Origin of the sequence: Pseudomonas fluorescens (assembly GCF_902497785.1) — a bacterium.
GTDB classification, from domain to species: domain Bacteria; phylum Pseudomonadota; class Gammaproteobacteria; order Pseudomonadales; family Pseudomonadaceae; genus Aquipseudomonas; species Aquipseudomonas fluorescens_BO.
In genome coordinates, this window is the sequence record NZ_CABVHK010000002.1 from 165,407 (window position 1) to 188,132 (window position 22,726).

At 59.1% G+C, this 22,726-nt stretch carries 23 protein-coding genes and 1 pseudogene; 9 read left to right on the forward strand and 15 right to left on the reverse strand.

All coding sequences use genetic code 11. The annotated features are described in order from the left end of the window. Positions 1-85: 85 nt before the first annotated feature. Positions 86-718: a glutathione S-transferase family protein gene (locus F8N62_RS03625; RefSeq protein WP_150709676.1), complete on the forward strand. Its 633-nt coding sequence runs from the start codon at positions 86-88 to the stop codon at positions 716-718. Positions 719-880: 162 nt separating this feature from the next. Continuing rightward, positions 881-1,432, forward strand: coding sequence for a hypothetical protein (locus tag F8N62_RS03630; protein ID WP_150709677.1), 552 nt, complete (start codon positions 881-883; stop codon positions 1,430-1,432). 125 nt (positions 1,433-1,557) lie between these two features. Here F8N62_RS03630 and F8N62_RS32250 read toward each other — a convergent pair whose 3' ends face one another. Both F8N62_RS32250 and F8N62_RS32255 read right to left on the reverse strand, forming a co-directional pair. Next, positions 1,558-2,127, reverse strand: coding sequence for a methyl-accepting chemotaxis protein (locus tag F8N62_RS32250; RefSeq protein ID WP_263597205.1), 570 nt, complete (start codon positions 2,125-2,127; stop codon positions 1,558-1,560). Next, positions 2,101-2,877, reverse strand: a pseudogene (locus F8N62_RS32255) (PAS domain-containing protein); the annotation flags it as partial. The pseudogene F8N62_RS32255 and the gene F8N62_RS32250, both read right to left, overlap by 27 nt. A gap of 832 nt (positions 2,878-3,709) precedes the next feature. Here F8N62_RS32255 and F8N62_RS03640 point away from each other — a divergent pair. After that, positions 3,710-4,126 carry a GNAT family N-acetyltransferase gene (locus F8N62_RS03640; RefSeq protein WP_150709679.1) on the forward strand — a complete coding sequence of 139 codons (417 nt, stop codon included), beginning with the start codon at positions 3,710-3,712 and terminating at the stop codon, positions 4,124-4,126. Between the two features lie 128 nt (positions 4,127-4,254). On the opposite strand, the gene def is transcribed toward F8N62_RS03640, so the two are convergent. The 3 genes from def to F8N62_RS03655 all read right to left on the reverse strand — a co-directional run bounded on the left by def (position 4,255) and on the right by F8N62_RS03655 (position 6,109). Then, positions 4,255-4,794, reverse strand: coding sequence for a peptide deformylase (gene def / locus F8N62_RS03645; protein ID WP_150709680.1), 540 nt, complete (start codon positions 4,792-4,794; stop codon positions 4,255-4,257). Further along, complete coding sequence (locus F8N62_RS03650) at positions 4,791-5,747, reverse strand: YihY/virulence factor BrkB family protein (RefSeq protein WP_150709681.1); 957 nt, start codon at positions 5,745-5,747, stop codon at positions 4,791-4,793. Before F8N62_RS03650 ends, def begins: the two co-directional genes overlap by 4 nt. A gap of 170 nt (positions 5,748-5,917) precedes the next feature. After that, positions 5,918-6,109: a CsbD family protein gene (locus F8N62_RS03655; protein WP_150709682.1), complete on the reverse strand. Its 192-nt coding sequence runs from the start codon at positions 6,107-6,109 to the stop codon at positions 5,918-5,920. A 200-nt stretch (positions 6,110-6,309) separates the two neighbouring features. Here F8N62_RS03655 and F8N62_RS03660 point away from each other — a divergent pair, with 200 nt between their 5' ends. After that, the gene (locus tag F8N62_RS03660) at positions 6,310-6,687 is read left to right on the forward strand and encodes a hypothetical protein (protein WP_150709683.1); all 378 of its coding nucleotides are present in this window, start codon (positions 6,310-6,312) and stop codon (positions 6,685-6,687) included. Positions 6,688-6,811: 124 nt separating this feature from the next. Here the strand turns inward: F8N62_RS03660 and fadD1 are convergent, their stop codons facing one another. Both fadD1 and fadD2 read right to left on the reverse strand, forming a co-directional pair. After that, positions 6,812-8,512 (reverse strand): long-chain-fatty-acid--CoA ligase FadD1, encoded by a 1,701-nt coding sequence (gene fadD1, locus F8N62_RS03665; protein WP_150709684.1) that lies wholly within the window; start codon positions 8,510-8,512, stop codon positions 6,812-6,814. 353 nt (positions 8,513-8,865) lie between these two features. Continuing rightward, entirely contained in the window at positions 8,866-10,554 is a 1,689-nt protein-coding gene (fadD2, locus tag F8N62_RS03670; RefSeq protein WP_150709685.1) for a long-chain-fatty-acid--CoA ligase FadD2, read from the reverse strand. Between the two features lie 238 nt (positions 10,555-10,792). On the opposite strand from fadD2, the gene F8N62_RS03675 reads away from it, so the two are divergent. Then, the gene (locus tag F8N62_RS03675) at positions 10,793-11,737 is read left to right on the forward strand and encodes an alpha/beta hydrolase (RefSeq protein WP_150709686.1); all 945 of its coding nucleotides are present in this window, start codon (positions 10,793-10,795) and stop codon (positions 11,735-11,737) included. A gap of 41 nt (positions 11,738-11,778) precedes the next feature. Then, positions 11,779-12,249, forward strand: a complete 471-nt coding sequence (locus F8N62_RS03680; RefSeq protein WP_150709687.1) for a MaoC family dehydratase — start codon at positions 11,779-11,781, stop codon at positions 12,247-12,249. A gap of 88 nt (positions 12,250-12,337) precedes the next feature. Here F8N62_RS03680 and F8N62_RS03685 read toward each other — a convergent pair whose 3' ends face one another. The 4 genes from F8N62_RS03685 to F8N62_RS03705 all read right to left on the reverse strand — a co-directional run bounded on the left by F8N62_RS03685 (position 12,338) and on the right by F8N62_RS03705 (position 16,063). After that, a complete protein-coding gene (locus F8N62_RS03685; protein ID WP_150709688.1) occupies positions 12,338-13,198 on the reverse strand; it encodes an efflux RND transporter periplasmic adaptor subunit in 861 nt (286 codons plus the stop codon). Positions 13,199-13,223: 25 nt separating this feature from the next. Continuing rightward, positions 13,224-13,430, reverse strand: coding sequence for a DUF1656 domain-containing protein (locus tag F8N62_RS03690; RefSeq protein ID WP_150709689.1), 207 nt, complete (start codon positions 13,428-13,430; stop codon positions 13,224-13,226). Next, the gene (locus tag F8N62_RS03695; protein ID WP_150709690.1) at positions 13,417-15,405 is read right to left on the reverse strand and encodes an FUSC family protein; all 1,989 of its coding nucleotides are present in this window, start codon (positions 15,403-15,405) and stop codon (positions 13,417-13,419) included. The genes F8N62_RS03690 and F8N62_RS03695 overlap by 14 nt, the downstream gene beginning before the upstream one ends. Before the next feature lie 190 nt (positions 15,406-15,595). Continuing rightward, entirely contained in the window at positions 15,596-16,063 is a 468-nt protein-coding gene (locus F8N62_RS03705; RefSeq protein WP_150709691.1) for a ferritin-like domain-containing protein, read from the reverse strand. A gap of 203 nt (positions 16,064-16,266) precedes the next feature. On the opposite strand from F8N62_RS03705, the gene F8N62_RS03710 reads away from it, so the two are divergent. Next, complete coding sequence (locus F8N62_RS03710; RefSeq protein ID WP_005790761.1) at positions 16,267-16,503, forward strand: DUF3820 family protein; 237 nt, start codon at positions 16,267-16,269, stop codon at positions 16,501-16,503. 9 nt (positions 16,504-16,512) lie between these two features. Beyond that, positions 16,513-17,694: an aminotransferase class V-fold PLP-dependent enzyme gene (locus F8N62_RS03715; protein ID WP_150709692.1), complete on the forward strand. Its 1,182-nt coding sequence runs from the start codon at positions 16,513-16,515 to the stop codon at positions 17,692-17,694. 2 nt (positions 17,695-17,696) lie between these two features. Here the strand turns inward: F8N62_RS03715 and F8N62_RS03720 are convergent, their stop codons facing one another. From F8N62_RS03720 to zwf, 4 genes are all read right to left on the reverse strand, one after another. Then, positions 17,697-18,422, reverse strand: a complete 726-nt coding sequence (locus F8N62_RS03720; RefSeq protein WP_150709693.1) for an intradiol ring-cleavage dioxygenase — start codon at positions 18,420-18,422, stop codon at positions 17,697-17,699. Between the two features lie 316 nt (positions 18,423-18,738). Then, the gene (locus F8N62_RS03725; protein WP_150709694.1) at positions 18,739-19,404 is read right to left on the reverse strand and encodes a bifunctional 4-hydroxy-2-oxoglutarate aldolase/2-dehydro-3-deoxy-phosphogluconate aldolase; all 666 of its coding nucleotides are present in this window, start codon (positions 19,402-19,404) and stop codon (positions 18,739-18,741) included. A gap of 17 nt (positions 19,405-19,421) precedes the next feature. Next, entirely contained in the window at positions 19,422-20,135 is a 714-nt protein-coding gene (pgl, locus tag F8N62_RS03730; RefSeq protein ID WP_150709695.1) for a 6-phosphogluconolactonase, read from the reverse strand. Next, positions 20,122-21,591 (reverse strand): glucose-6-phosphate dehydrogenase, encoded by a 1,470-nt coding sequence (gene zwf / locus F8N62_RS03735; protein ID WP_150709696.1) that lies wholly within the window; start codon positions 21,589-21,591, stop codon positions 20,122-20,124. Before zwf ends, pgl begins: the two co-directional genes overlap by 14 nt. 242 nt (positions 21,592-21,833) lie before the next feature. Here zwf and F8N62_RS03740 point away from each other — a divergent pair, with 242 nt between their 5' ends. Beyond that, positions 21,834-22,694 (forward strand): MurR/RpiR family transcriptional regulator, encoded by an 861-nt coding sequence (locus tag F8N62_RS03740; RefSeq protein ID WP_175649041.1) that lies wholly within the window; start codon positions 21,834-21,836, stop codon positions 22,692-22,694. Positions 22,695-22,726: the final 32 nt, after the last annotated feature.

Below are 22,726 nucleotides of genomic sequence, written 5' to 3' on the forward strand. Positions count from 1 at the left end.
GGCACTACCCGACCCCGCTTGAGTCGCACAGTGGCCGACACGCTGTTAAATTCCTGAAGTGTCTAATCGCTGAAGGAGTAGCTCAATGGAACATGCACTGAAAATTTTGGGTAAAGCGTCCTCTATCAACGTCAGAAAGGTCCTGTGGACCTGCGACGAGCTGGGCATTTCCTACGAACGGGAAGACTGGGGCAGCGGCTACGCGTCGACTCACAGCCCGGAATTCCTCAGGCTCAACCCCAACGCTCAAGTGCCGGTGATCATCGATGAAGCCGGCGTGCTGTGGGAGTCCAATACCATCTGCCGCTACCTGGCCGGTAAACATCCCCATCATGACCTGCTGCCGCACGAGCCGGCAGCGCGTGCCCGGGTGGAGCAGTGGATGGATTGGCAGGCTACCGAACTCAATCGGGCCTGGAGTTACGCGTTCACGGCGCTGGTGCGCAAGGACCCCGAGTACCAGGACCCGCACCTGATTGCCACCGGCCTGCGCGGCTGGAATCAGAAAATGAGCATTCTCGAACACCAATTGGCGACGACCAAAGCCTATGTTGCCGGGCCACGGTTCTCGCTGGCGGATATCGTCATCGGGTTGTCGATCAACCGCTGGCTGATGACGCCGATGGATCGGCCGGACTTCCCCGCCATCGACGAATATTTCCAGCGTCTGGCGCAGCGCCCCGGGTTCCTCAAACACGGATGCAACGGTTTGCCGTAACGCAGCGGTCGACCTCTGCCGGAGGGCGGCAAAGGTTAACCGCGAACAATTCGTGAAACGGCGCGCAGAAATCGCAACCCGTTGACTAACAAGGAATTTCACAGACAGGCACACTATTTGCTCAACGCACTGCACCACAAAAACCCACAAGGTCTACTCATCATGTTGGTCAGTGCTAACAAACAGACGTTAATGACCCCGATCCCGAAGAAGCCCGGCGAAGATCCGACCGCCGAAGCCGCTGCCGGACTGCAGGGGGCGATGCTGCAAACACTGCAAAGCAATGTGCAGGCGCAAACCGCGCAGGTGCAAAAGTCCGCCACCCAGAACGCCACGCAGCAAGTCAGCGAGGCGAACAAAATCAGCGACAACGTTGATGAAGCGTTCGCGAAAACGCGGGTGGGACTGCAACTGACTTACGCCCCGCTTCCGGCCGATGTTCAGGGCAAGTTCAAGGGCGGCACGGCCACCGACGCCTTCAAGGAGTACATGAGCAAAACGCCAGAGGAGCGCATTCAGGACGCCATTCTGGAAGAGATGGGTCTGACCAAGGAAGAAGTGGCGCAAATGCCGCCGGAGCAACAACAGGCGGTCGCCAAGGAAATTGCCGAGCGCATGCAGGACAAGATCAAACTGGCTGAAGCCGAGAAGAACTCCGGTAACGGCGAACATGGCAGCAGTCAGGTGGCCGACAAGTTACTCGCGGCGCTGTAACAACGCGGTTATTTATGTAGCAGCGAGCTTGCTCGCGATGGTCGTGAACGAATACGTGTATTACCTGAGTAAACGTGTCGTTCCGAAGCCCTTCGCCAGCAAGCTGGCTCCTGCAAATCGGTGTTTCAGTTCAATTGCAGCGTTGAATTGAACTGACTGATCGCATCCACCACATGCCGCGAGCCCTGCTGGATTTCCAGAATCACCTCCCCCGCCTCATTCGCCAGCTCCACGCCCAATCCCGTCCGGCTCAGACTCGACTGCATGCTCGACACCGCACTCAGCGACAAGTCGTGGTTCTTGCGCACCACCTCGACAATCTCCAGCGTCGCTTGACTGGTGCGTGCGGCAAGGCTGCGCACTTCATCGGCGACCACCGCAAAACCTCGTCCGTGCTCACCGGCCCGCGCCGCTTCAATCGCCGCATTGAGCGCCAGCAAGTTGGTTTGATCGGCGATACCGCGAATGGTCTGGACGATGGTGCCGATGATGTCGGACTGTTTGCTGACCGCGTCGATACTCAACGCCGCTTCGTTCAGATCTTTGGAAATGTCCTGAATAATCTGTACGGTTTGCTGCACCACCTGGGAGCCCTTCTGCGCGCACGCGTCATTCTGCACCGAGGTGCTGTGGGCCGATTCGGCGGCGGTTTGCAGGGTCGTCACTTGCTGGGTGATGTCGCTGGCGAACTTCACCACTTTGTACAACCGGCCCTTGGCGTCGAACAGCGGGTTGTAGGACGCTTCGAGGAAAATCGTCCGGCCCTGTTTGTCTTTGCGTTCGAAACGGTGCGAGTGGTACTCGCCGCGATTGAGTGACGCCCAGAATGCCTTGTACGTGTGAGATTCGGCATCGGCGCGATGACAAAACAGACTGTGATGCTGGCCGACGACTTCGTTAAGCGAGTAGTGAGTCGTCGTCAGAAAGTTTTCATTGGCGGTGATGACGTTGCCTGCGGGGGTGAACTCGATGACCGCCATGGAGCGGCCGATGGCCGCGAGCATGCTTTCGTTTTCGTGCTCTTTGTTGACCCTGTCAGTGATGTCGGTGGCAACTTTGATCACACTGCTGACGTGTCGGTCGGGGCCGAAGACCGGCATGTAACTGGCTTCGAGCCAGATCTCCTTGCCACTCTTGTTCAGGCGCAGGAAGGTTCCGCTGACCGGTTCGCCCCGGGCCAGATCACGCCACAATCTGGCGTAATCTTCGCTGCGATAAAACGCCTCTTCACAAAAGATCCGATGATGTTTGCCGCGTACTTCATCAACGCTGTAACCCAGGGTGGCGCAAAAGTTGTCGTTGGCGTCGAGTACGATGCCGTCAGGCGTGAATTCAATCATTGCCATCGAACGGCTGACGGCGGCGAGCTTGGCGTTGGCCTCGCTCAGCGCACAGCTGAAGCGTTGGATTTCCAGCAGGTCAGCCTTGTGATGAAGGTTAAACATGGTCGTATCACCCTAAGCGCGTTTTTTTGATTGATGAAAGTTCTTCGGTCTTTCAACGTATCCACCACAACGTTCCATGGAACAGGCACACGCATCCCTCCACAGGAAGGATTTTTCAGGTGATCAATGATGTTGAATCGGAGAGTCCGTGTGACGACGCTCGGATCAAGACATCCGTCTCTTGATAGCCCGGGACCGGGCCAGCCCTGATGTTTTCATAAGTCACTCCCTGAACCGAAAAGCTCCCTGCTGGCCAGCGTCGGTGCCTTGGTTGCGCACTCTTGGGCCGTAGACGGCGGTCATCAGATGGCGACCGTCATCGTTGTCACGAGTGAGCATAGACAGCCGGAATAGGCTTGCAAGGCCACTAGTCGGCCAGTATTAAGGACAAAATCGGTTCAGCTGAAAAACAGATGGCTGCAACACTGTCGAGGGCAGTGTGAAACGTGGTGTGGGTGCAGGTCTTGAGACCCTCGCGAGCAGGCTCGCTCCCACAGGGGGAAGGGGTTTGCAGTCAGTGAAATGGATGATTCGGGCTGTCGATGGCTTGCAGAGTATTTGATCGCTGCCCCCCGTAGGAGCTGCCGCAGGCTGCTCCTACCGGGGTGTTTTTAGACCTTAATGGCCGAACACATCCACCTTCTTGGCCTTCTTGTCTGCGCGCTTTTCATCGGCGGTTTTTGCCGGTTTCTTCTTTGCCGCTTTCTTTGAATCCATGCCTTTGGCCATGATACGTACTCCACTCATACGGGATGTGAGATCAGGTATACACCTATCCCCGGCCGCGCGTTCTTTTATAATCGTCCGCTTTGCGCACACACAGACTCCGCTTATGCCCGACACCCAGTACACCCTGCTCGCCGAGCCATTATGGCCGTTGATGAACAAGTTTTATCGCGCTCACCAATCGCCGATGAAAGCGGTCCGCGACGCTCAGCTGTGGGTGGCCCGGCGTGAGGAAATCATTGGCGCCTTGTGCTTGCGCCCAGTGTCGGGCGGACATTGGTTGACCGGTCTGTTTGTCGATCCGGCCTGTCGCGAACAGGGGATCGCTGCGGCGTTGATTGCCGCAGCGGTAGAAGATCTTGAACAACCGGTGTGGCTGTTTTGCCATCCGGACTTGCGAGAATTTTATGAGCGCCGCGGATTCACGTTCGATCCGCCAATGCCTTACGCGATGGTCGAACGCCTGAGCCGTTACGCGCGCAGCAAACCGATGATTGCCATGGGGCTGGAGCCAGTCAGGTAGGGCTACGCAGATCCCATGTGGGAGCGAGCTTGCTCGCGATTGCGATATATCAGTCACCAACAGTATTGGCTGACATGGCCTCATCGCGAGCAAGCTCGCTCCCACAATGTTTAGTGGTGATACCTGCGTTAATCGTCAGCGTTGGGGTCGAGGTCGGGGAACATCACTTCGGTAAACCCGAATTTGCTGAAGTCGGTAATCCGTGAGGGGTATAACCGGCCGATCAGGTGATCGCATTCATGCTGCACCACCCGCGCATGAAAGCCCTCGGCAACGCGCACGATCGGCTCGCCCTTGGGATCGAAACCCTCGTAGCGAATCTGCTGGTAACGCTCCACCGCGCCCCGCAGGCCGGGCACCGACAGGCATCCTTCGAAACCCTCTTCCATCACCGGGCTCAACGGCGTAATCAGCGGATTGATCAGAATGGTCTGCGGCACCGCTTCGGCATCCGGGTAGCGCTCGCTGTGCTCGAAACCGAAGATCACCAGTTGCAGGTCGACGCCGATCTGCGGCGCGGCCAGGCCGACCCCGCCGACGCTTTCCATGGTCTGGAACATGTCGTCGATCAGTTGCCACAACTCGGGGCTGTCGAACATCTCGGCGGGCACTGGCGGGGCAATACGCAGCAGGCGCTCATCGCCCATTTTGAGGATTTCACGGATCATTTGATGACTTCGTCAGCGTTCGGCTTGATCGAGTGATCCCGACCCAGTCCCGAAACGTGTTGTTTAGGTTCAACGTCGAGCTCGCCGGGGACCTTTTCACCAGGGTCCTTGCCTTCGGTCGACATGTGTTCGATCACCGCATTCATCTCCGCGCCGAGCAACAGCACCGCCGCAGAAATATAGAAGTACAGCAACAGCACGATGATCGCGCCGATACTGCCATACATGGCGTTGTAGTCGGCGAAGGTCTTCACATAAAACGCAAAGCCCAGGGACGCGACGATCCACACCGCCACCGCCAGCACCGAGCCGGGCGTGATGAAGCGAAACTCTTGTTTGACGTCAGGCATGACGTAATAGATCAGCGCCACGGCGATCATCATCAGCACCACGATCACCGGCCAGCGGGCGATGGTCCAGACGGTGACAATGAAATCTTCGAGGCCGACCTGCGAGGCGATCCAGCCCATCACTTGCGGCCCGAGCACCATCAGCGCGGCGGCGATCAGCAACATGCCGGCAATACCGATGGTGTAGAAAATCGACAACGGGAAGCGCTTCCACAGTGGCCGGCCCTCGACCACGTCGTACGCAGCGTTCATCGCGCTCATCATCAATCGCACGCCGGCCGAGGCCGTATACAGCGCAATCACGATACCGATCGACAGCAAGCCACCCTTGGATTGCTGCAGCTGATCAATGACTGGATTGACTTGCTCCAGCGCCTGGGGTGGCAAGACCAGTTCCGATTGCAGGCGCAGCCAGGAGAAGAAGTCCGGCAGGTGCAGGAAACCGATCAGGGCGATCAGAAACAGAATGAACGGGAACAGCGAAAACAGCATTTGATAGGCCAGCGCCGAGGCGTAAGTCGACATCTCGTCGTCGACGAACTCGGTGACTGTGCGCACCATCACTCGGTGGATGGGCAAGCCTTTCATGTCAGGGAAAATCATGAGCGTCTCCTTTCGCCGCAAATCGGTTGAAGTCGTGGCGACTCAGGGGCCGTTTTCTACATCAAAATAGCCTGTTTGGCGACTTTGAAACAATTTTCGGGCGCGAGTTCAGGCTGACACAAAAACGGCCATCCGTGGATGGCCGTTCCTGATTCGCATCAAAGCCTGAATCAAGCCTTGTCGACGCCTTTCTTGACGGCGTCTTTGGCTTTGCCCACTGCTTGTTGAGCTTCGCCTTTCTTTTCCTGCACCACGCCTTCGGCGCGGACTTTATCGTTGCCGGTGGCTTTGCCGACGCCTTGCTTGACGTTGCCGACTGCTTCGTTAGCCATACCTTTTACTTTATCGCCAGTGCTGCTCATGGTGTTTCTCCTGTGAACAATTGAACGAGAAAAGTCGTTACACAAAGATTGACCGGAGGCGTTTGGACGGAGTTTCATTTATTTTCACGGCGACATTTCATCGTTCAGTGCACGTTGGGCTTTATGTTTGCCGAGCAACCCCCGAGAATGCGCAACGTATTCAGGCCTTGGCGCTGAAGATCCAATCCCGTAGGAACGTTATGAAACTCGATAAAAAGCAGGCCATTGCCCGCAGAAACCAGGAACTCGGCGGTGCTGTGCTTGGCGTCAACAACTGCCATTTCAGTGAATTGAACCGCAACCGCAACATCTGGTGGTTCGATCTCCCGGTGGCTCGCCTGGCCATTGGTCAGTACGAATGGATTCACCTGCTGATGCACACGCCGGACACCGACGAACTGCTGCACCTGAAAGTGCCGACGGTGTTCCTGCGCGAGAAACTCGAGGGGCTGGTGGTGCGCAACGAAGGCAAGCGCAAAGCGGCGCTGAGCCTTGAATTGAGCGCGGACAAGGATTCGTACTTGCAGGACATGCGCCCGGCGGGCACCAACGTCAATTTCGCGCAGTTCCGCCTATAAGCGCAAAGATCGCAGCCTGCGGCAGCTCCTACATTGGGATATGTTTCCCCGGTAGGAGCTGCCGCAGGCTGCGATCTTTTGATCTTCAACAAAAAGCCCCGCATCTGCGGGGCTTTTTGTTGGGTTACGCGCTTACTTTCTTCGCGTTGAGCTTCTTCAGCTCTTCATCACGCAATTCCCGGCGCAGGATCTTGCCGACGTTGGTCGTCGGCAGCGCATCGCGGAACTCCACAGAACGCGGCACCTTGTAGCCGGTAACGTTGGCACGCATGTGCTCCATCACTTGCTCTTTGGTCAGGGTCACACCCGGTTTGGCGACGATAAAGATCTTGATCGCCTCGCCCGATTTCTCGTCCGGCACGCCAATGGCCGCGCATTGCAGCACGCCCGGCAAGGTCGCCAGGACATCTTCGAGTTCATTCGGGTACACGTTGAAACCGGACACCAGGATCATGTCTTTCTTGCGATCGACGATGCGCATGTAGCCATCCGGCTGAATCACCGCGATGTCACCGGTTTTCAGCCAGCCTTCGCTGTCGAGCATTTCATCGGTGGCGTCCTGACGCTGCCAGTAGCCCTTCATGACCTGCGGACCTTTCACACACAGCTCGCCGATTTCGCCCAACGGCTGCTCGACGCCGGCATCGTTGATGATTTTGCACAGGGTCGAAGGCACCGGAATACCGATGGTGCCGAGCTGGATGTTCTGGATCGGGTTCACCGTTGCCACCGGGCTGGTTTCGGTCATGCCGTAACCTTCGCAGATCGCGCAACCGGTGACCGCTTTCCAGCGCTCGGCCGCGGCCAGTTGCAGGGCCATGCCGCCGGAGAGAGTGACTTTCAGGGCCGAGAAATCCAGCTTGCGGAAGCCTTCGTTGTTGCACAGGGCAACGAACAGCGTGTTCAGGCCGACGAAACCGCTGAACTTCCACTTCGACAGTTCCTTGACCATCGCCGTCAAATCGCGCGGGTTGCTGATCAGGATGTTGTGGTTGCCGATCAGCATCATCGCCATGCAATGAAAGGTGAACGCATAGATGTGGTACAGCGGCAGCGGCGTGATCAGGATCTCGCAGCCCTCATGCAGGTTGGAACCCATCAGCGCCTTGCACTGCAGCATGTTCGCCACGAGGTTGCGATGGGTCAGCATCGCCCCCTTGGCCACACCGGTGGTGCCGCCGGTGTATTGCAGCACGGCGACGTCGCTGCTGGCCGGATTGGCCTCAGCTACTGGCTGGCCATGACCCTTGCTCAGCACGTCGTTGAATTTGATGGCTTTCGGCAAGTGATACGCCGGGACCATTTTCTTCACGTATTTGATGACACTGTTGATCAGCAGACGCTTGAGCGGCGGCAGCAGGTCGGCCACTTCGGTGACGATGACGTGCTTGACCCCGGTTTTCGGCACGACGGCCTCGGCCAGGTGCGCCATGTTTGCCAGGCAGACCAGCGCTTTGGCGCCAGAGTCGTTGAACTGGTGTTCCATTTCCCGCGCGGTGTACAGCGGGTTGGTGTTGACCACGATCAGCCCGGCGCGGATGGCACCGAATACCGCGACCGGGTACTGCAGAACGTTGGGCAGTTGCACGGCGATTCGATCGCCCGGCTGCAAGTCGGTATGCTGTTGCAGGTAAGCGGCAAAGGCCCCGGACAATTCGTACAGTTCACCGTAGGTGATTGTCTTGCCCAGGTTGCTGAATGCCGGCTTGTCGGCGAAGCGTTGGCAGGACTGCTTCAACACTGCCTGAATATTCGGATACTCGTCCGGATTGATGTCGGCAGCAATCCCGGCAGGGTACTTATCCTTCCAGAAGTCTTCGATCATGGAAGCCCACTCCTCAGCAACGCGAATTCAAATACCGCATTTTGATGCGGTTATTATTGGTGTTTGATTATGGGTGAGTCTGGCAGTTACAGCAGGCCGAGAGGTCCCAAAGCGCGCCGAGAGTAGCAGCTTTGCCGAGGGTCGACCAGAGCCAAAAGCGGCCTCTACAGTCACATTGGTGACTCAAGAATATTCAATAGTCAGTTTTAGAGCAAAAAACCTATATGTCGCTGAAAGCCTATGAAAATGGGCTGAAAATCAAAGGATCGCAGCCTTCGGCAGCTCCTACGCAGGAATGCGATCCCCTGTAGGAGCTGCCGAAGGCTGCGATCTTTTATCGACTGCACCACCGATCAGGCAATATCGCGCAATTCCCGCCGCAGAATCTTGCCCACCGGCGTCATCGGCAACGACTCCCGCAACACGATGTGCTTGGGCACTTTATAAGCCGTGAAGTTTTCCTTGCAGTAAGCCTTCAGTTCTTCAAGGCTCACCCCCGATTCACGTGCCACCACAAACAATTTCACCGCCTCGCCCGAACGCTCGTCTGGCACACCGATCACCGCGCAGTTGGCGACTTTCGGGTGGGCCATTACCACGTCTTCGATCTCGTTCGGGTACACGTTAAAGCCCGAGACGATGATCATGTCCTTCTTGCGATCAACGATGCGCACGAAACCGTCCGGATCGATCACAGCGATGTCGCCGGACTTGAACCAGCCTTCGACATCCAGCACTTCAGCGGTGGCTTCGGGCTTCTGCCAGTAGCCCTTCATGATCTGCGGGCCTTTGATGCACAACTCGCCCCGCTCGCCAAGCGGCTGCTCGACACCTTCATCGTTGATGACTTTGAGCGTGGTGCCCGGCACCGGCAGGCCGACGGTGCCAATCCGCGACTTGTCGCCGTACGGATTGGTACACGCCACCGGTGAGGTTTCAGTCAGGCCGTAACCTTCGGTAATGCGACAGCCGGTGAGTTGTTCCCAGCGCTCGGCGGTGGCCTTGACCAGGGCGGTGCCGCCGGAGTTGGTGAGCTTGAGGCTGGAGAAATCCAGGGTCTTGAAATCCGGATGGTCCATCAGCGCGACAAACAGTGTGTTGAGTCCCAGCAACGCCGAGAACCGCCAGTTCTTCAGCTCCTTGATGAAGCCCTTGATGTCCCGTGGATTGGTGATCAACACGTTGTGGTTGCCAGTCACCATCATGCACATGCAATTCGCCGTGAACGCATAGATGTGGTACAGCGGCAGCGGCGCGATCATCACTTCCTGACCTTCGCGCAGCAACGGCTGCCCATCGCTGCCAAACTGTCCGAGACACGCCCGCGCCTGCTGCATGTTCGCCACCAGATTGCCGTGGGTCAGCATCGCGCCCTTGGCCAGGCCGGTGGTGCCGCCGGTGTATTGCAGCACCGCGATATCATTGAGGCCGGCGTTCAGCGGCTTGATGCCCAGGCCCCGGCCCATGCGCAACGCGCTCTTGAAGGAAATGGCCTGCGGCAAGGCATAGGCCGGGACCATTTTCTTCACTTTGCTCACCAGCGTGTTGACCAGCCAGCCTTTGGCGGCGGGCATCATGTCGCCCATCTTCGCCTCGATCAGGTACTGGATGTCGGTATCGGGCAGCACTTCCTGGACCTTTTGCCCGAACATGTTCAGGTACACCAGCGCCCGGGCACCGGAATCCTTGAACTGATGACGCATCTCCCGCGCGGTGTACAGCGGGTTGGTGTTGACCACGATCAGCCCGGCGCGCAACGCACCGAACACGGCAATCGGGTAATGCAGGACGTTGGGCATCTGCACCGCGATGCGATCCCCGGGCGCGAGGTCGGTGTGAGCTTGCAGGTAACCGGCGAACGCGGCGCTGTAGCGTTCCAGTTCGGCGTAGGTCAGGGTGACGCCCATGTTGCTGAAGGCCGGGCGGTCAGCGAATTTTTTGCAGGAACGCTCGAACACCTCGATCACCGACTTGTAGGCCCCTTGATCAATGTCCAGGGGCACGCCGGCCGGGCGCTTGTCATTCCAGAAATCAGGTTGCATTGTTCTTGTCCTCTTTACCTGAGCCTATCCGGGCCGCTTTTCTGTTCGCCTTCAAAACAAGCAACGAAAAAGCGGAGCTTCACGGACACTAGCAGCTATGGCGAATCAGGCAAATATGCCAAAGGGTGTCATAGACCGTGTGAATCTTGGTGCCGTGGTGCGGCCTGATCAGACGCCAGTGCCGGGATGCGCTATACAATGGACCGAGCCCGTGCCCATGCCCGCAAAAGGAATCGCCATGATCCACGACACCTTCTGGCTGACCGCGAGTGACCGCAGTCGCCTCTTCGTCAATCAGTGGTTGCCGGCCCCGCCGTTGAAAGCCGTGATTCTGCTGGCCCACGGCATGGCCGAACACAGCGGTCGCTACGCGCGCCTGGCGCAAAAGCTCTGCGATCAAGGCTACGGTGTGTACGCGCCGGACCTGCGTGGGCATGGCAGAACTGCCGAAAACGGCACACTCGGTCATTTCGCCGATGACGATGGCTGGTGCAAGGTGGTCGGCGACCTGGCCAGCCTCAATCAGCACATTGGCCAGCAACATCCCGGCCTGCCGATTGTGCTGCTCGGCCACAGCATGGGCAGCTACATCGCCCAGGCCTATTTACTGCATCACAGCGCCAGCCTGCACGGCGCCGTGCTCAGCGGTTCGAACTTCCAGCCCATGGCGCTTTATCGCGCCGCACGGCAGATCGCCCGCCTCGAAGGATTGCGCCAGGGGCCGAAGGGTCGCAGCGCACTGATCGAATGGCTGTCGTTCGGCTCGTTCAACAAGAAATTCAAACCGGCCCGGACACAATTCGACTGGCTCAGTCGTGATCCGAACGAGGTCGATCTGTACGCCAACGACCCGCTCTGCGGCTTTCGCTGCACCAATCAACTGTGGATCGATTTGCTCGGCGGCTTGCAGCAAATCAGCAAAGCGTCCAATCTCGCTCAGATTGATCCGGGCCTGCCGCTGCTGGTGATTGGCGGCGAATGTGATCCGGTGAGTGAAGGCAAGCGTCTCAAAGATCTGGCTGACGCGCTACGTGCCGCTGGCAGCCAGAGCCTGCAACTGAACGTCTATCCGCAGGCGCGGCACGAACTGTTCAACGAGAGCAATCGCGATGAAGTGACGGCCGATGTGCTGAGCTGGATCGCACAAGCCCTCAGCCACCGCCGTCCACCCCGATCCGAATAGTTTTTTGTGGTTTTTTTGATTTGTCACAGGAATTGAAACCGATGACCCAGGTTACCAACACCCCTTACGAAGCCCTTGAAATCGGCCAGACTGCCAGCTACAGCAAGACCGTTGAAGAGCGCGACATTCAATTGTTCGCCGCGATGTCCGGCGATCACAACCCGGTGCACCTGGACGCCGAATTCGCCGCCGCCACCATGTTCAAGGAACGCATCGCACACGGCATGTTCAGTGGCGCGCTGATCAGCGCCGCCGTCGCTTGTGAGTTGCCTGGGCCGGGGACTATTTATATCGGTCAGCAGATGAGCTTTCAGAAGCCGGTGAAGATTGGCGACACCTTGACGGTGCGTCTGGAGATTCTTGAGAAGCTACCGAAGTTTCGTGTGCGCATTGCCACACGCGTGTTCAACCAGCGCGATGAATTGGTGGTGGATGGCGAGGCGGAGATCCTGGCACCGCGCAAACAGCAGACCGTGACGTTGCCGACTTTGCCGGCGATCAGCATCGGCTGATGGCCGTTAAAAGATCGCAGCCTTCGGCAGCTCCTACAGGTGTACACAAAACCCCGTAGGAGCTGCCGAAGGCTGCGATCTTTTGATCTTATGGCGACTCCTGCACCTGCACACTCGCCGTCATTCCCGAACTCAGATTGATCCCTTCGGGCAGGTTGTCCAGTTTGATCCGCACCGGAATCCGTTGCGCCAGCCGCACCCAGTTGAACGTCGGCTCCACTTCCGCCAGTAGCTGCCCATCCGGCGTGGTGTTGCGATCGGTAATCCCGCGACTGACGCTTTCGACGTGCCCGTGCAACGCCTCGCCCGCGCTCATCAACCAGATTTTCACCGGATCGCCAACGCGAATCCGCGGCAGTTTGGTTTCCTCGAAATACGCCTGCACATAAAACGTCGAATCATCAATCAACGCCATCACCGCTTGCCCGGCATTGACGTAATTGCCCTGGGCCAGTTGCAGGTTGGTGATGTGGCCGTTGCGTGGCGCATGCACCTGGCTGCGGGCGAGGTTGAGCTCGGCGACCTTGGCTTCGGCCTGGGCTTCACGCAGTTCGCCACGGGCGATGCCGGCGTTGATTTGTGCGTTTTCGCGCAGCTCTGCACTGATTGCCTGCGGGCCGAGGGCCGCGCGACGACTGGCTTCGCGCTCACGCAGATTGAGTTGCTGCTGGCGGGTTTGCACCACCGCCTGTGCCTTCTCCAGCGCCGCTTCAAAACGGTCGCGATCAATGCTCAACAACAGATCCCCGGCCTTCACCGGCTGGTTGTCGAACGCCTTCAGTTCGCGCACCCAGCCCGACACATCCGGGGCGATTACCACCACGTCGGCGCGAATCCGCGCATCCCGCGTCCAGGGCGTGAGCATGTAGTACTGCCACAGATGAAAACCGGCAAAAATCGCCACCACCACCAGGCACAGGGTTATCGCGACACGTACGGAGGTACGCATGTTCACTTCCTTATAAAAGTCTGAGTTAAAAACGTCCGAGGACGAGGGTGATCAAGGTCAAAACACACACATACAAGGCGCAGTCGAATAGCGCTTCGTGCCAGATCCAGCGGCCCACCGGCGTCAGGCGCAAGAGCATGCGCAGCGCCCCGGTGACCAGCAGCGCCAGCAGCACATAAATCAGAAACGGACTGAGCAGCACGCCGCCCACCGACCATTCACGCAAGCCCATGGCGTTGCTCCTGTTGATGGCACCAGGCGCGCCAGCTGTTTTGCAATTGCAGCACCGCGCCCTGGGCCAGTTTCACCGCATCGCTGGATGGCAACGCGTACAAGGTTTTCAAGAAGTCTGCGCTGGGCTGTTCGAGGGCGTCGGCACGCTGTCCGCTCGGGCCTTGCTCAAGGACGTTTTCCAGTTGCTCGAAATAACGCCGTTGCGGCGCGCTGGCCGGAGCCTGCGCCACCGCCAGGCTCAAGCGCAGATGCAGCAGTTCATCGCCGATGTCGAGCCCGAGCAAACCGTCGTCCCAGCGACTGCGTGCCGGTTGCGGCAGCTCTGGGTAATGCCGCGCCAGTTGCAGCAAGCGGTCGGCCATGCGCCCGCCGAACCAGCTTTCGGCGCCGCGCAGATTGCGTCGGGTCAGGCGCACCAGGTCGTGCAGCGTCGCCACCAGCAAACGCCTGCTGTGCCAGGCTGGATCACGCAGGATCAACAGCTTGAACGCCAGCACCGCCGCGCCCACGCCGATCACCATCGCCTGGGCGCTGTTGAAGAAATTCGCGACATCGAACTTCATCGCGTTCAGCGGCGAGATCAACACGATGAAATGCAGGCAGAACGACGTGGCGGTGGCACCGATCTGCGGCTTGGCCATGCCCAGCGCGCCGAAAAACAACGGCACGCCCATGCCCATGCACAGCAAGGCAAAACTGCTCCATTGCGGCAGCAGAATCTGCCCGACGATAAACGCCGCCGGGATCGCCAGGAAAATCCCGCGCATGAAGCTCATGCCGATCTGCGCGCCGTTTTCGCGACTGGCAAACAGGCTGCACACCACGCACGTCAGCAGCAATGCACCGGAGGCAGCGGGCCAGGCGGTCGCCAGCCAGAAGCACGACACCACCAAAAACGCCAACGCGCTGCGGGCACCGAAGACCAGCGCCAATGACAGGTCCCGGTGCGGGGTCAGGGTGCGTGGGGGATCGACGGTTTCCCTGCCCTCCTCCACCGCCGCCAACGCAGCGGTCGCCGCCATCGCGGTATCGAGCAGCAAGGTGAAACGAGCCAGGCAATAGCTCTGCGCCGAACTGATCTGCGGGTCGTGGGAAGCGTCGAGCAAGCGCGGGCGCAAGGCTTGCAGCGTCGCATTATCGGGGCTGTCGAGCGCGGCTTGCACTTCGCTCAGCCAGGGTGAAAGCTGCTCGGCCTCCTGCGGCGCCAACTGCTTCCACTGACGCCGCACCGACCGGGCAATGCGCAGCAACATCAACAATTTCTGGCTCAGCCCGCTGATCGCCCTTGCACGTTGCCGGCCCAACCCGCCTTCAAACCACGCATGCTCGCGCTGCGCATCCACTGCAACAATCCGGCCGAGGATTTCCAGCAAGCCTTTGCGCGCCTGGCCATCCCCGGCCAGGGTCGCTCGCGCGGCATTTATCCCACTGCGCCACGCGGCCTGTGCCTGGTCACTCAGTTGCTGTTCAACCCGCATCGGCCACAACAGCGCACTGGCGGCGGTGGCGCAGAGAATGCCCAGGCAAATTTCCGTGCAGCGAGCCACCGCCTGATCGAATACCGCCAAAGGATGGGACAGGGCCGGCAGCGCAATGATCGCTACGGTGTAGCCGGCCAGCACAAACGAATAGGACCAGGCACTGCGCAGCAGGGTCGAACTCGCCGTACAGATTCCCAGCCACAACGCCAATGCCAGCAGAAACAGCCACGGCGTCTGTGCGAAGAGGCCCATGAACACCACCGACATGATCGTTCCGACCAGCGTACCCAAAAGCCGTGCCAGGCCTTTTTGCACCACCATCCCGGACAACGGCTGGGCAACAATGAACGCCGTCATCAACGCCCACGCCGGTTGCTCCAGGCCCCAACGCAATGCCAGCCACAGCGCCAGGCCGCCGCCGATCAGGGTCTTGATCGCGAACTGCAGGGCACGGCGGTCGGGCGCGAATAACGCCTGTAAGGTGATGGGCACGGAGGGGTCTCAGAAAGGGTTCGGTATAACGAGTGTAGGAGCTGCCGAAGGCTGCGATCCTTTGATCTTGCTTTCGGCAACAGTCAAAAGATCGCAGCCTTCGGCAGCGCCTACAAGGGTAAGTTCAGGGTTAATTCCCGGGCACAAAAAAACGCCAGACTGGCTGGCGTTTTTGACAGGTTACGAACGCTTACGAGCGTGCGCGAGCCTGATTACGCAAGGCTTTCACCTGATCGTGATTGCGTTGTACGCCGTGGTACTGACGTTCAACCAGGTCACGAATGCCCACCAAGTTGTGCTTGTTGATTTTCTCGATGGCTTCTTTGTACGCCTTCAGTGCGTGATCTTCACCGCGTTCGGCTTCGTTCAGCACGGCTTCTTCATCCTTGCCGGTGAACATCGCTTTCACGTCGACCCAGCGACGGTGCAAGTCACCGCTGACGCTGGTGGAAGTTTCCGGATCGCCACCCATCGAACGCACGGCGGTTTGCAGTTCCGAAGCCGCGGCAGCGCAGTCGGCGGAACGCTGGATGAACAGCGATTTCAGCTCTGGGTGTTTGATGTCTTCAGCGCAAGTCTTGAACCCTTCCTGACCGTCTTTGCTGGTTTCAATCAGGTCGTTGAGTACAGAGATCGCTTCTTTATTCATGTCGGTCATTTTCAATTCCTCACGGGTTGATGAAAGATGCAATAGCTATTGCACCCTGCATGCCAGCTTTGAATTGACAATTTATTACTTAGAATTCAAGCACTTAACATTCCAGTGAAAATCTGTATCCGCGTTTTTTGCATGATCTGTCATTTGGCCTGCATGCAGAATGCCTGTATTTTCCAGACTGAATGAATCAAGACGACCGATTGATGAACCCTGAAAAGCTCGAATTGCTGATTACCCGCGAAATGCCCTTCGGCAAATACAAGGGCCGCATCATCGCCGACTTGCCCGGCCCTTACCTGAACTGGTTCGCCCGTGAAGGCTTCCCCCACGGAGAACTCGGCGGCCTGCTGGCGCTGATGCAGGAAATCGATCACAACGGTTTGGCGGAGCTGCTTGAACCGCTGCGCGCCAAACATGGCAAACCTGCCCCTCGCCATTGAGTCGTTCCCATGCCCGATAACACCCTGCGCGCCCGTGATGAAAAATTCTGGCAGACCTTTGCCGACCGGTACGCCGTCGAGCCCGGCCCGCTGAATCTGGAAAATGGCTATTTCGGGCGCATGTCGCGCACGGTGGTCGAGGAATATCAACGCAACATCGAACTGATCAACCGCAGCAACTCGGTGCATGTGCGCCAGCGCTTCGAACAGGGCGAAAACGAACAGGTTCGCGCGCAACTCGCCGAACTGATGGGCGTACCCACCGACAGCGTTGCTTTCACCCGCAATGCCTCGGATGGCCTGCAATCGCTGATCCGCAATTACAACCGCTTGCAGCCTGGCGATCAGGTACTGATCTGCGACCTGGAATACGACACTGTCAAAGGCGCCATGCGCTGGCTGGCCCGGCATCGCGGCGTGGAAGTGATCGAGATCGAACACGCCCACCCGGCCAGTTTCGACAGCTTGCTGGCAACTTATCGCGACACCTTCGTGCGCTACCCGAAGCTTAAGTTGATGGCGTTGACCCACGTCACTCACCGCACCGGTCTGGTGATGCCGGTGCAGGCGATTGTCGCCGCCGCCACGGAACACGGGATCGAAGTGATCTTCGACGGCGCCCATGCCCTCGGCCAGATCGAGTTCGATCTCGCTGAACTCGGCGTCGCGTTCGCCGGTTTCAACCTGCACAAATGGATCGGTGCGCCGCTGACCCTCGGCTTCCTGTATATCGCGCCGGAACGCCTGGCCGACATCGACCCGGACATGGGCGAAGCGCATTACCCGGTCACCGACATTCGCGCCCGCACGCCCTACAGCACACCCAATATCCCGGCACTGCTGACACTGCCGTTGGTGTTCGAAGAACACCGGGCCATGGGCGGGTCCGCTGCCAAGGGTGCACGGCTCAATTACCTGCGTAACCGCTGGGTCAGTGCGGTGCGGGATTTGCCGGGCATTGAAGTTCTGACTCCGGATGATCCGCGTCTGTATTGCGGCATCACCTCGATGCGCTTCACCCGGCAAGCCGATCAGCAAGCGATGGTCGAGCGACTGCTGGAGGACTACAACCTGTTTACCGTGATGCGCAGCGGTGCGGCGTGTGGCCCGTGTATCCGCATTACGCCGGGGCTGACCACCACTGCAGCGGACATGGACGCCTTGAGCGAAGCACTGAACGCACTGCGCTGACGTCACACGGTGTACTTGTCGAAGTCCTCGGGCTTGATCTGCGATGACGCCGCAAACGTGTCGATGCCGATGGTGAGCTGACCGAAAAAACCGTCTTCTTTCGAGTCACGACTGAGCGCGTGAACGGTCAGTGTCGAGGCGTCGCCGCCCATGGTTTCATAGAAAAAATCCTGCTGGTTGGTCAGCGGCGTGACCGTTCGACCGCTGTATTCCCTGGCGTTGAGCACTGAACGCGAGGCCACTTCGGGCAGGTACAGCTGGCCGACCCAGGCGACATGGCGTTCCTCCAGATAGTTCTTGCCGGCAGGTACGCGCACCGCGACGTGAATGTGCAACGCCCGACCGGCATAAAAACCCGGATAGATCGTGGTGAAACGCACAATGCCGTGCGGGTCGGTGAACTGCCCGCCGCGCAGGTAGGTATCGTCGTCGGTGCGCGGGATGGCGCCGATCGCGTCGACATCAACTTCGGTATCCGGATTGATCTTGCTCCAGCCCGAATACGCACCGCGGGCATTGCAATGCCAGATATCGACGATGGCGCCGGTGACTGGCTCGCCGGTCATCGCATCGACAATCGTCAGGCGCAGCACCAGCGGGATGCCATCCAGGCCTTCGCTGATGTTGCGCCTGATCAGTTTCGGGTTGCGAAAATACGGGCCGGCGATCTGTTCGGGCGTCAGCAGGTAAGCCGCGGGGGAAGGTGCAACTGAGGCGTGGTCGTCCATGACGTTCTCTCTTCAAAAGATGAACGGAGGTTAACGCTGGATGACCGGGATGATGCGGTAACTATGTATCGCATGATGTCCTGCCGCTAATGCCAGCAGGTAAAGAGACCGAGTGATCTGTGGCGAGGGAGCTTGCTCCCGCTGGGTCACGAAGTGGCCCCCCTCTCCATCTGAAAAGAAGGGGACTGCTTCGCAGTCCAGCGGGAGCAAGCTCCCTCGCCACAGCTTCAGGTTTTCCAGGGGCAAAAAAAAACGGTGCACCGACCAAGCGCACCGTAAAGCCGTAGAACACACAACGAAGTGTCAGGTAAAGCGATCAGTCCAGCAGCGCCAGGGCCTCGGCGGTGCATTCCTGAATGCGGGCCCAGTCGCCGTTCTTGATCCACTCCGGGTCAAGCATCCAGCTACCGCCCACGCACATCACGTTTTTCAACGCCATGTAGCTCTTGATGTTGGCCGGGCTGACGCCGCCGGTCGGGCAGAATTTCACTTCGCCAAACGGGCCGCCGAGCGCTTTGATCGCCGCGACGCCGCCGCTGACTTCCGCCGGGAACAGCTTGAAGCGGCGGTAACCCAGGCCGTAGCCTTCCATGATCCCCGAAGCGTTGCTGATGCCGGGCAACAGCGGGATCGGGCTGTCGACGCTGGCTTCGAGCAGGTCACGGGTAATGCCCGGCGTGACGATAAATTGCGAACCGGCCGCTTCAGCGGCGGCCAGCATCTGGCGATCGAGCACGGTGCCGGCACCGGTCACCAGTTCCGGACGCTGCTCACGCAGAATCTGAATCGCCTTGAGGCCGAACTGCGAACGCAGGGTCACTTCCAGCGCGGTCAGGCCACCGGCGGCGAGGGCGTCGGCCAAGGGCAGCACGTCCTGTTCGCGGGCGATGGTGATCACCGGCAGAATCCGCGCCTTGGCGCAGAGGCTGTCGATCAGGGCAACTTTGTCCGCCATGGAAACGGTCGGGGATAGGGTTGTCATAGCGGCTGTTCCTTGGCTCATGGGCACCAGTAAATCTCTAACGTGGGTTGCAAAAATGCGCGTATCGGCATGGCGGCGACATCGTCACCGGCCAATGCCGCGCTCAACGTGGTCAGCTTGGACTGACCGGAAATCGATAGAACGGTGTACCTGGCCGAAGCCAGCAACGCGCGACTCATGGTCAGGCGCTGATGCGGCACGGTGGGCGCCAGCATCGGGTAGCAACGGCGGGTGCCGTCGGGTTTCAGGGCTTCAGCCAGGTTCGGGCTGTTGGGAAACAGCGACGCGGTGTGGCCGTCGTCGCCCATGCCGAGGATCAGCACGTCGATCGGTGGCAATTCCGCCAGCAAGCGATCAGCCTGCTCGGCCGCCAGTTCCAGATTCGCGGTGGCGCTGTACAGACTCAGAAACTGAGCCTTCGCCGCCGGGCCTTGCAACAGGTAACGCTTGAGCAGGCCGGCATTGCTGTCGGCGTGTTCCACCGGCACCCAACGCTCGTCGGCCAGGGTCACGACGACCTTGGACCAGTCCAGCGTCTGCGTGGCCAGGTGCTGGAAAAACGCCACCGGGCTGCGGCCACCCGAGACCACCAGGGTCGCGGTGCCCGAGGCATCAATCGCGTCGCTCAGTTGCTTCGCCACCTTCAGCGCCAGGCCTTCAGCCAGCAACACCGGACTTTTGAACGCATGGGCGCTGACGCCCTGCGGCAGTTGCACATTAGATATCGCCATACCACGACCTCCCGTCCCGCGTGATCAGTGCAATGGAGCTCATCGGCCCCCAGGACCCGGCCGCATACGGCTTGGGCGCATCACCGGACTTTTTCCACCCGGCAATCAACTGGTCACACCACTTCCACGCGGCTTCGATTTCATCTTTACGGACAAACAGGTTCTGATTGCCGCGCATCACTTCCAGCAACAACCGCTCGTAGGCATCGGGAATCCGTGCGCTACGCCAGGTGTCGGAAAAATTCAGCTGCAACGGACCGCTGCGCAGCTGCATGCCCTTGTCCAGGCCTTGTTCTTTGGTCATCACACGCAAGGAAATGCCTTCGTCCGGTTGCAGGCGGATAATCAGCTTGTTGCTGATTTGCAGGCGCTGCTCAGGGGCGAAGATGTAGTGCGACGGTTCCTTGAAATGGATAACGATCTGCGACAGCTTCTGCGGCATGCGCTTACCGGTGCGCAGGTAAAACGGCACGCCGGCCCAGCGCCAGTTGCGGATGTCGGCACGCAGGGCGACGAAGGTTTCGGTGTCGCTCTGGGTGTTGGAATTCGGTTCTTCGAGGTAACCCGGCACCGGTTTACCTTCGCTGTAACCGGCGATGTACTGGCCGCGCACCACTTGCGTGGTCAGGCCTTCCGGGCTGATCGGCGCCAGCGCCTTGAGCACTTTGACTTTCTCGTCGCGGATGCTGTCGGCGGAGAGGTCGGCCGGCGGGTCCATGGCGATCAGGCAGAGCAGCTGCAACAGGTGATTCTGGATCATGTCGCGCAGTTGGCCGGCCTTGTCGAAGTAGCCCCAGCGGCCTTCGATCCCGACCTTTTCCGCCACGGTGATTTCCACGTGGGAGATGTAATTCTGGTTCCACTGGGTTTCGAACAGGCTGTTGGCGAAACGCAGGGCGATGAGGTTTTGAACGGTCTCTTTGCCCAGATAGTGGTCGATACGGTAAGTGCGGTTCTCCGGGAAGAACTGCGCCACGGCGTCGTTGACCTTGCGCGAGGATTCGAGGTCGGAACCGATCGGTTTTTCCAGCACCACGCGGGTATTTTCGGCCAAACCGACCTTGGCCAGATTCTCGCAGATCGCACCGTAGACGGCGGCCGGCGTAGCAAAGTAGGCGATCACCCGTTGGGCGCTGCCGGCCATTTCGGCCAGGGCCACATAGTCTTCGGATTTGAGGAAATCGACGTGCAAATACGTCAGGCGCGCCAGAAAGCGCTCGAGCACGGCTTCATCGAGCTCTTTGGAGCCAACGTAGCGGCGCAGTTCGGACGTGATGAACGCCAGATGCTCCTGCTCGCTGCCGGCCTCACGGGCCAGCGCGATAACCCGCGTGTCCTCGTGCAGCAGGCCTGCGCCATCAAGCTGGTACAGGGCAGGAAACAGCTTGCGCAAGGCCAGATCGCCGAGGGCGCCGAACAAGGCAAAGGTGCACGGTTCAACCGTAATCGAAGGCATGATGTTTGTTCTTTTATCAAGTTAAGCTACAAATACCTTTTTTCAAGGCATCGCTCAAGCAAAAATGTAGTAATAACCACAACATTTTCGCAAAATATGGATTCCGAGTGGTGGTCGGTTGGAGCCATCAGTAGGATAGGCCACCGCTTGGGGCCCGATCAAAGGCCCAATTTGCATAGCAACACCCTTATTTGCATCGCAGAGCACTCTTGTCGGCGAACCAAGGAAATCATATGGACCGCGTGCGAAATTTACTGGAACAGATCCAGAATCGCCTTGAAGACCTGAACAAGGCAGAACGCAAAGTCGCCGAAGTGATCCTGCTCAACCCGCAGCAGGCCACCCGGTTCAGCATCGCCGCCCTCGCCCAGGCCTCCAAGGTCAGCGAGCCGACGGTCAACCGTTTCTGCCGTTCGTTCGGCGTCAGTGGCTACCCGGAACTCAAGCTGCAACTGGCCCAAAGCCTGGCCAGCGGCGCCGCGTATGTCAGCCGGGCGGTCGAGGCTGATGACAATCCCGAAGCGTATACGAAGAAGATTTTCGGCAGTGCCATCGCGTCCCTGGACAGTGCCTTGCAGGCGCTGGACCCGAACCTGATCAGCCGCGCCGTCGACCTGTTGATCCAGGCCCGGCAGATCCACTTCTTCGGCCTCGGCGCCTCGGCACCGGTGGCACTGGATGCGCAGCACAAGTTCTTCCGCTTCAACCTGGCCGTCACCGCCCATGCCGATGTGCTGATGCAGCGGATGATTGCTTCGGTGGCGCACACCGGCGAGTTGTTCGTGATCATTTCCTACACCGGCCGCACCCGCGAACTGGTGGAAGTGGCGCGCATCGCCCGGGAAAACGGCGCGTCGGTGCTGGGTCTCACGGCTGAGGGTTCACCGCTGGCCAAGGCCAGTACCTTGAGCCTGAACATTCCGCTGCCGGAAGACACCGACATCTATATGCCGATGACCTCGCGCATTATTCAACTGACCGTGCTGGATGTGCTGGCAACGGGCATGACCTTGCGTCGGGGCGTGGATTTCCAGCCGCATTTGCGCAAGATCAAAGAGAGCCTGAATGCGAGCCGGTATCCGGTGGGGGATGAGTTCAATTGAAAGATCGCAGCCTCGCTTCGCTCGACAGCTCC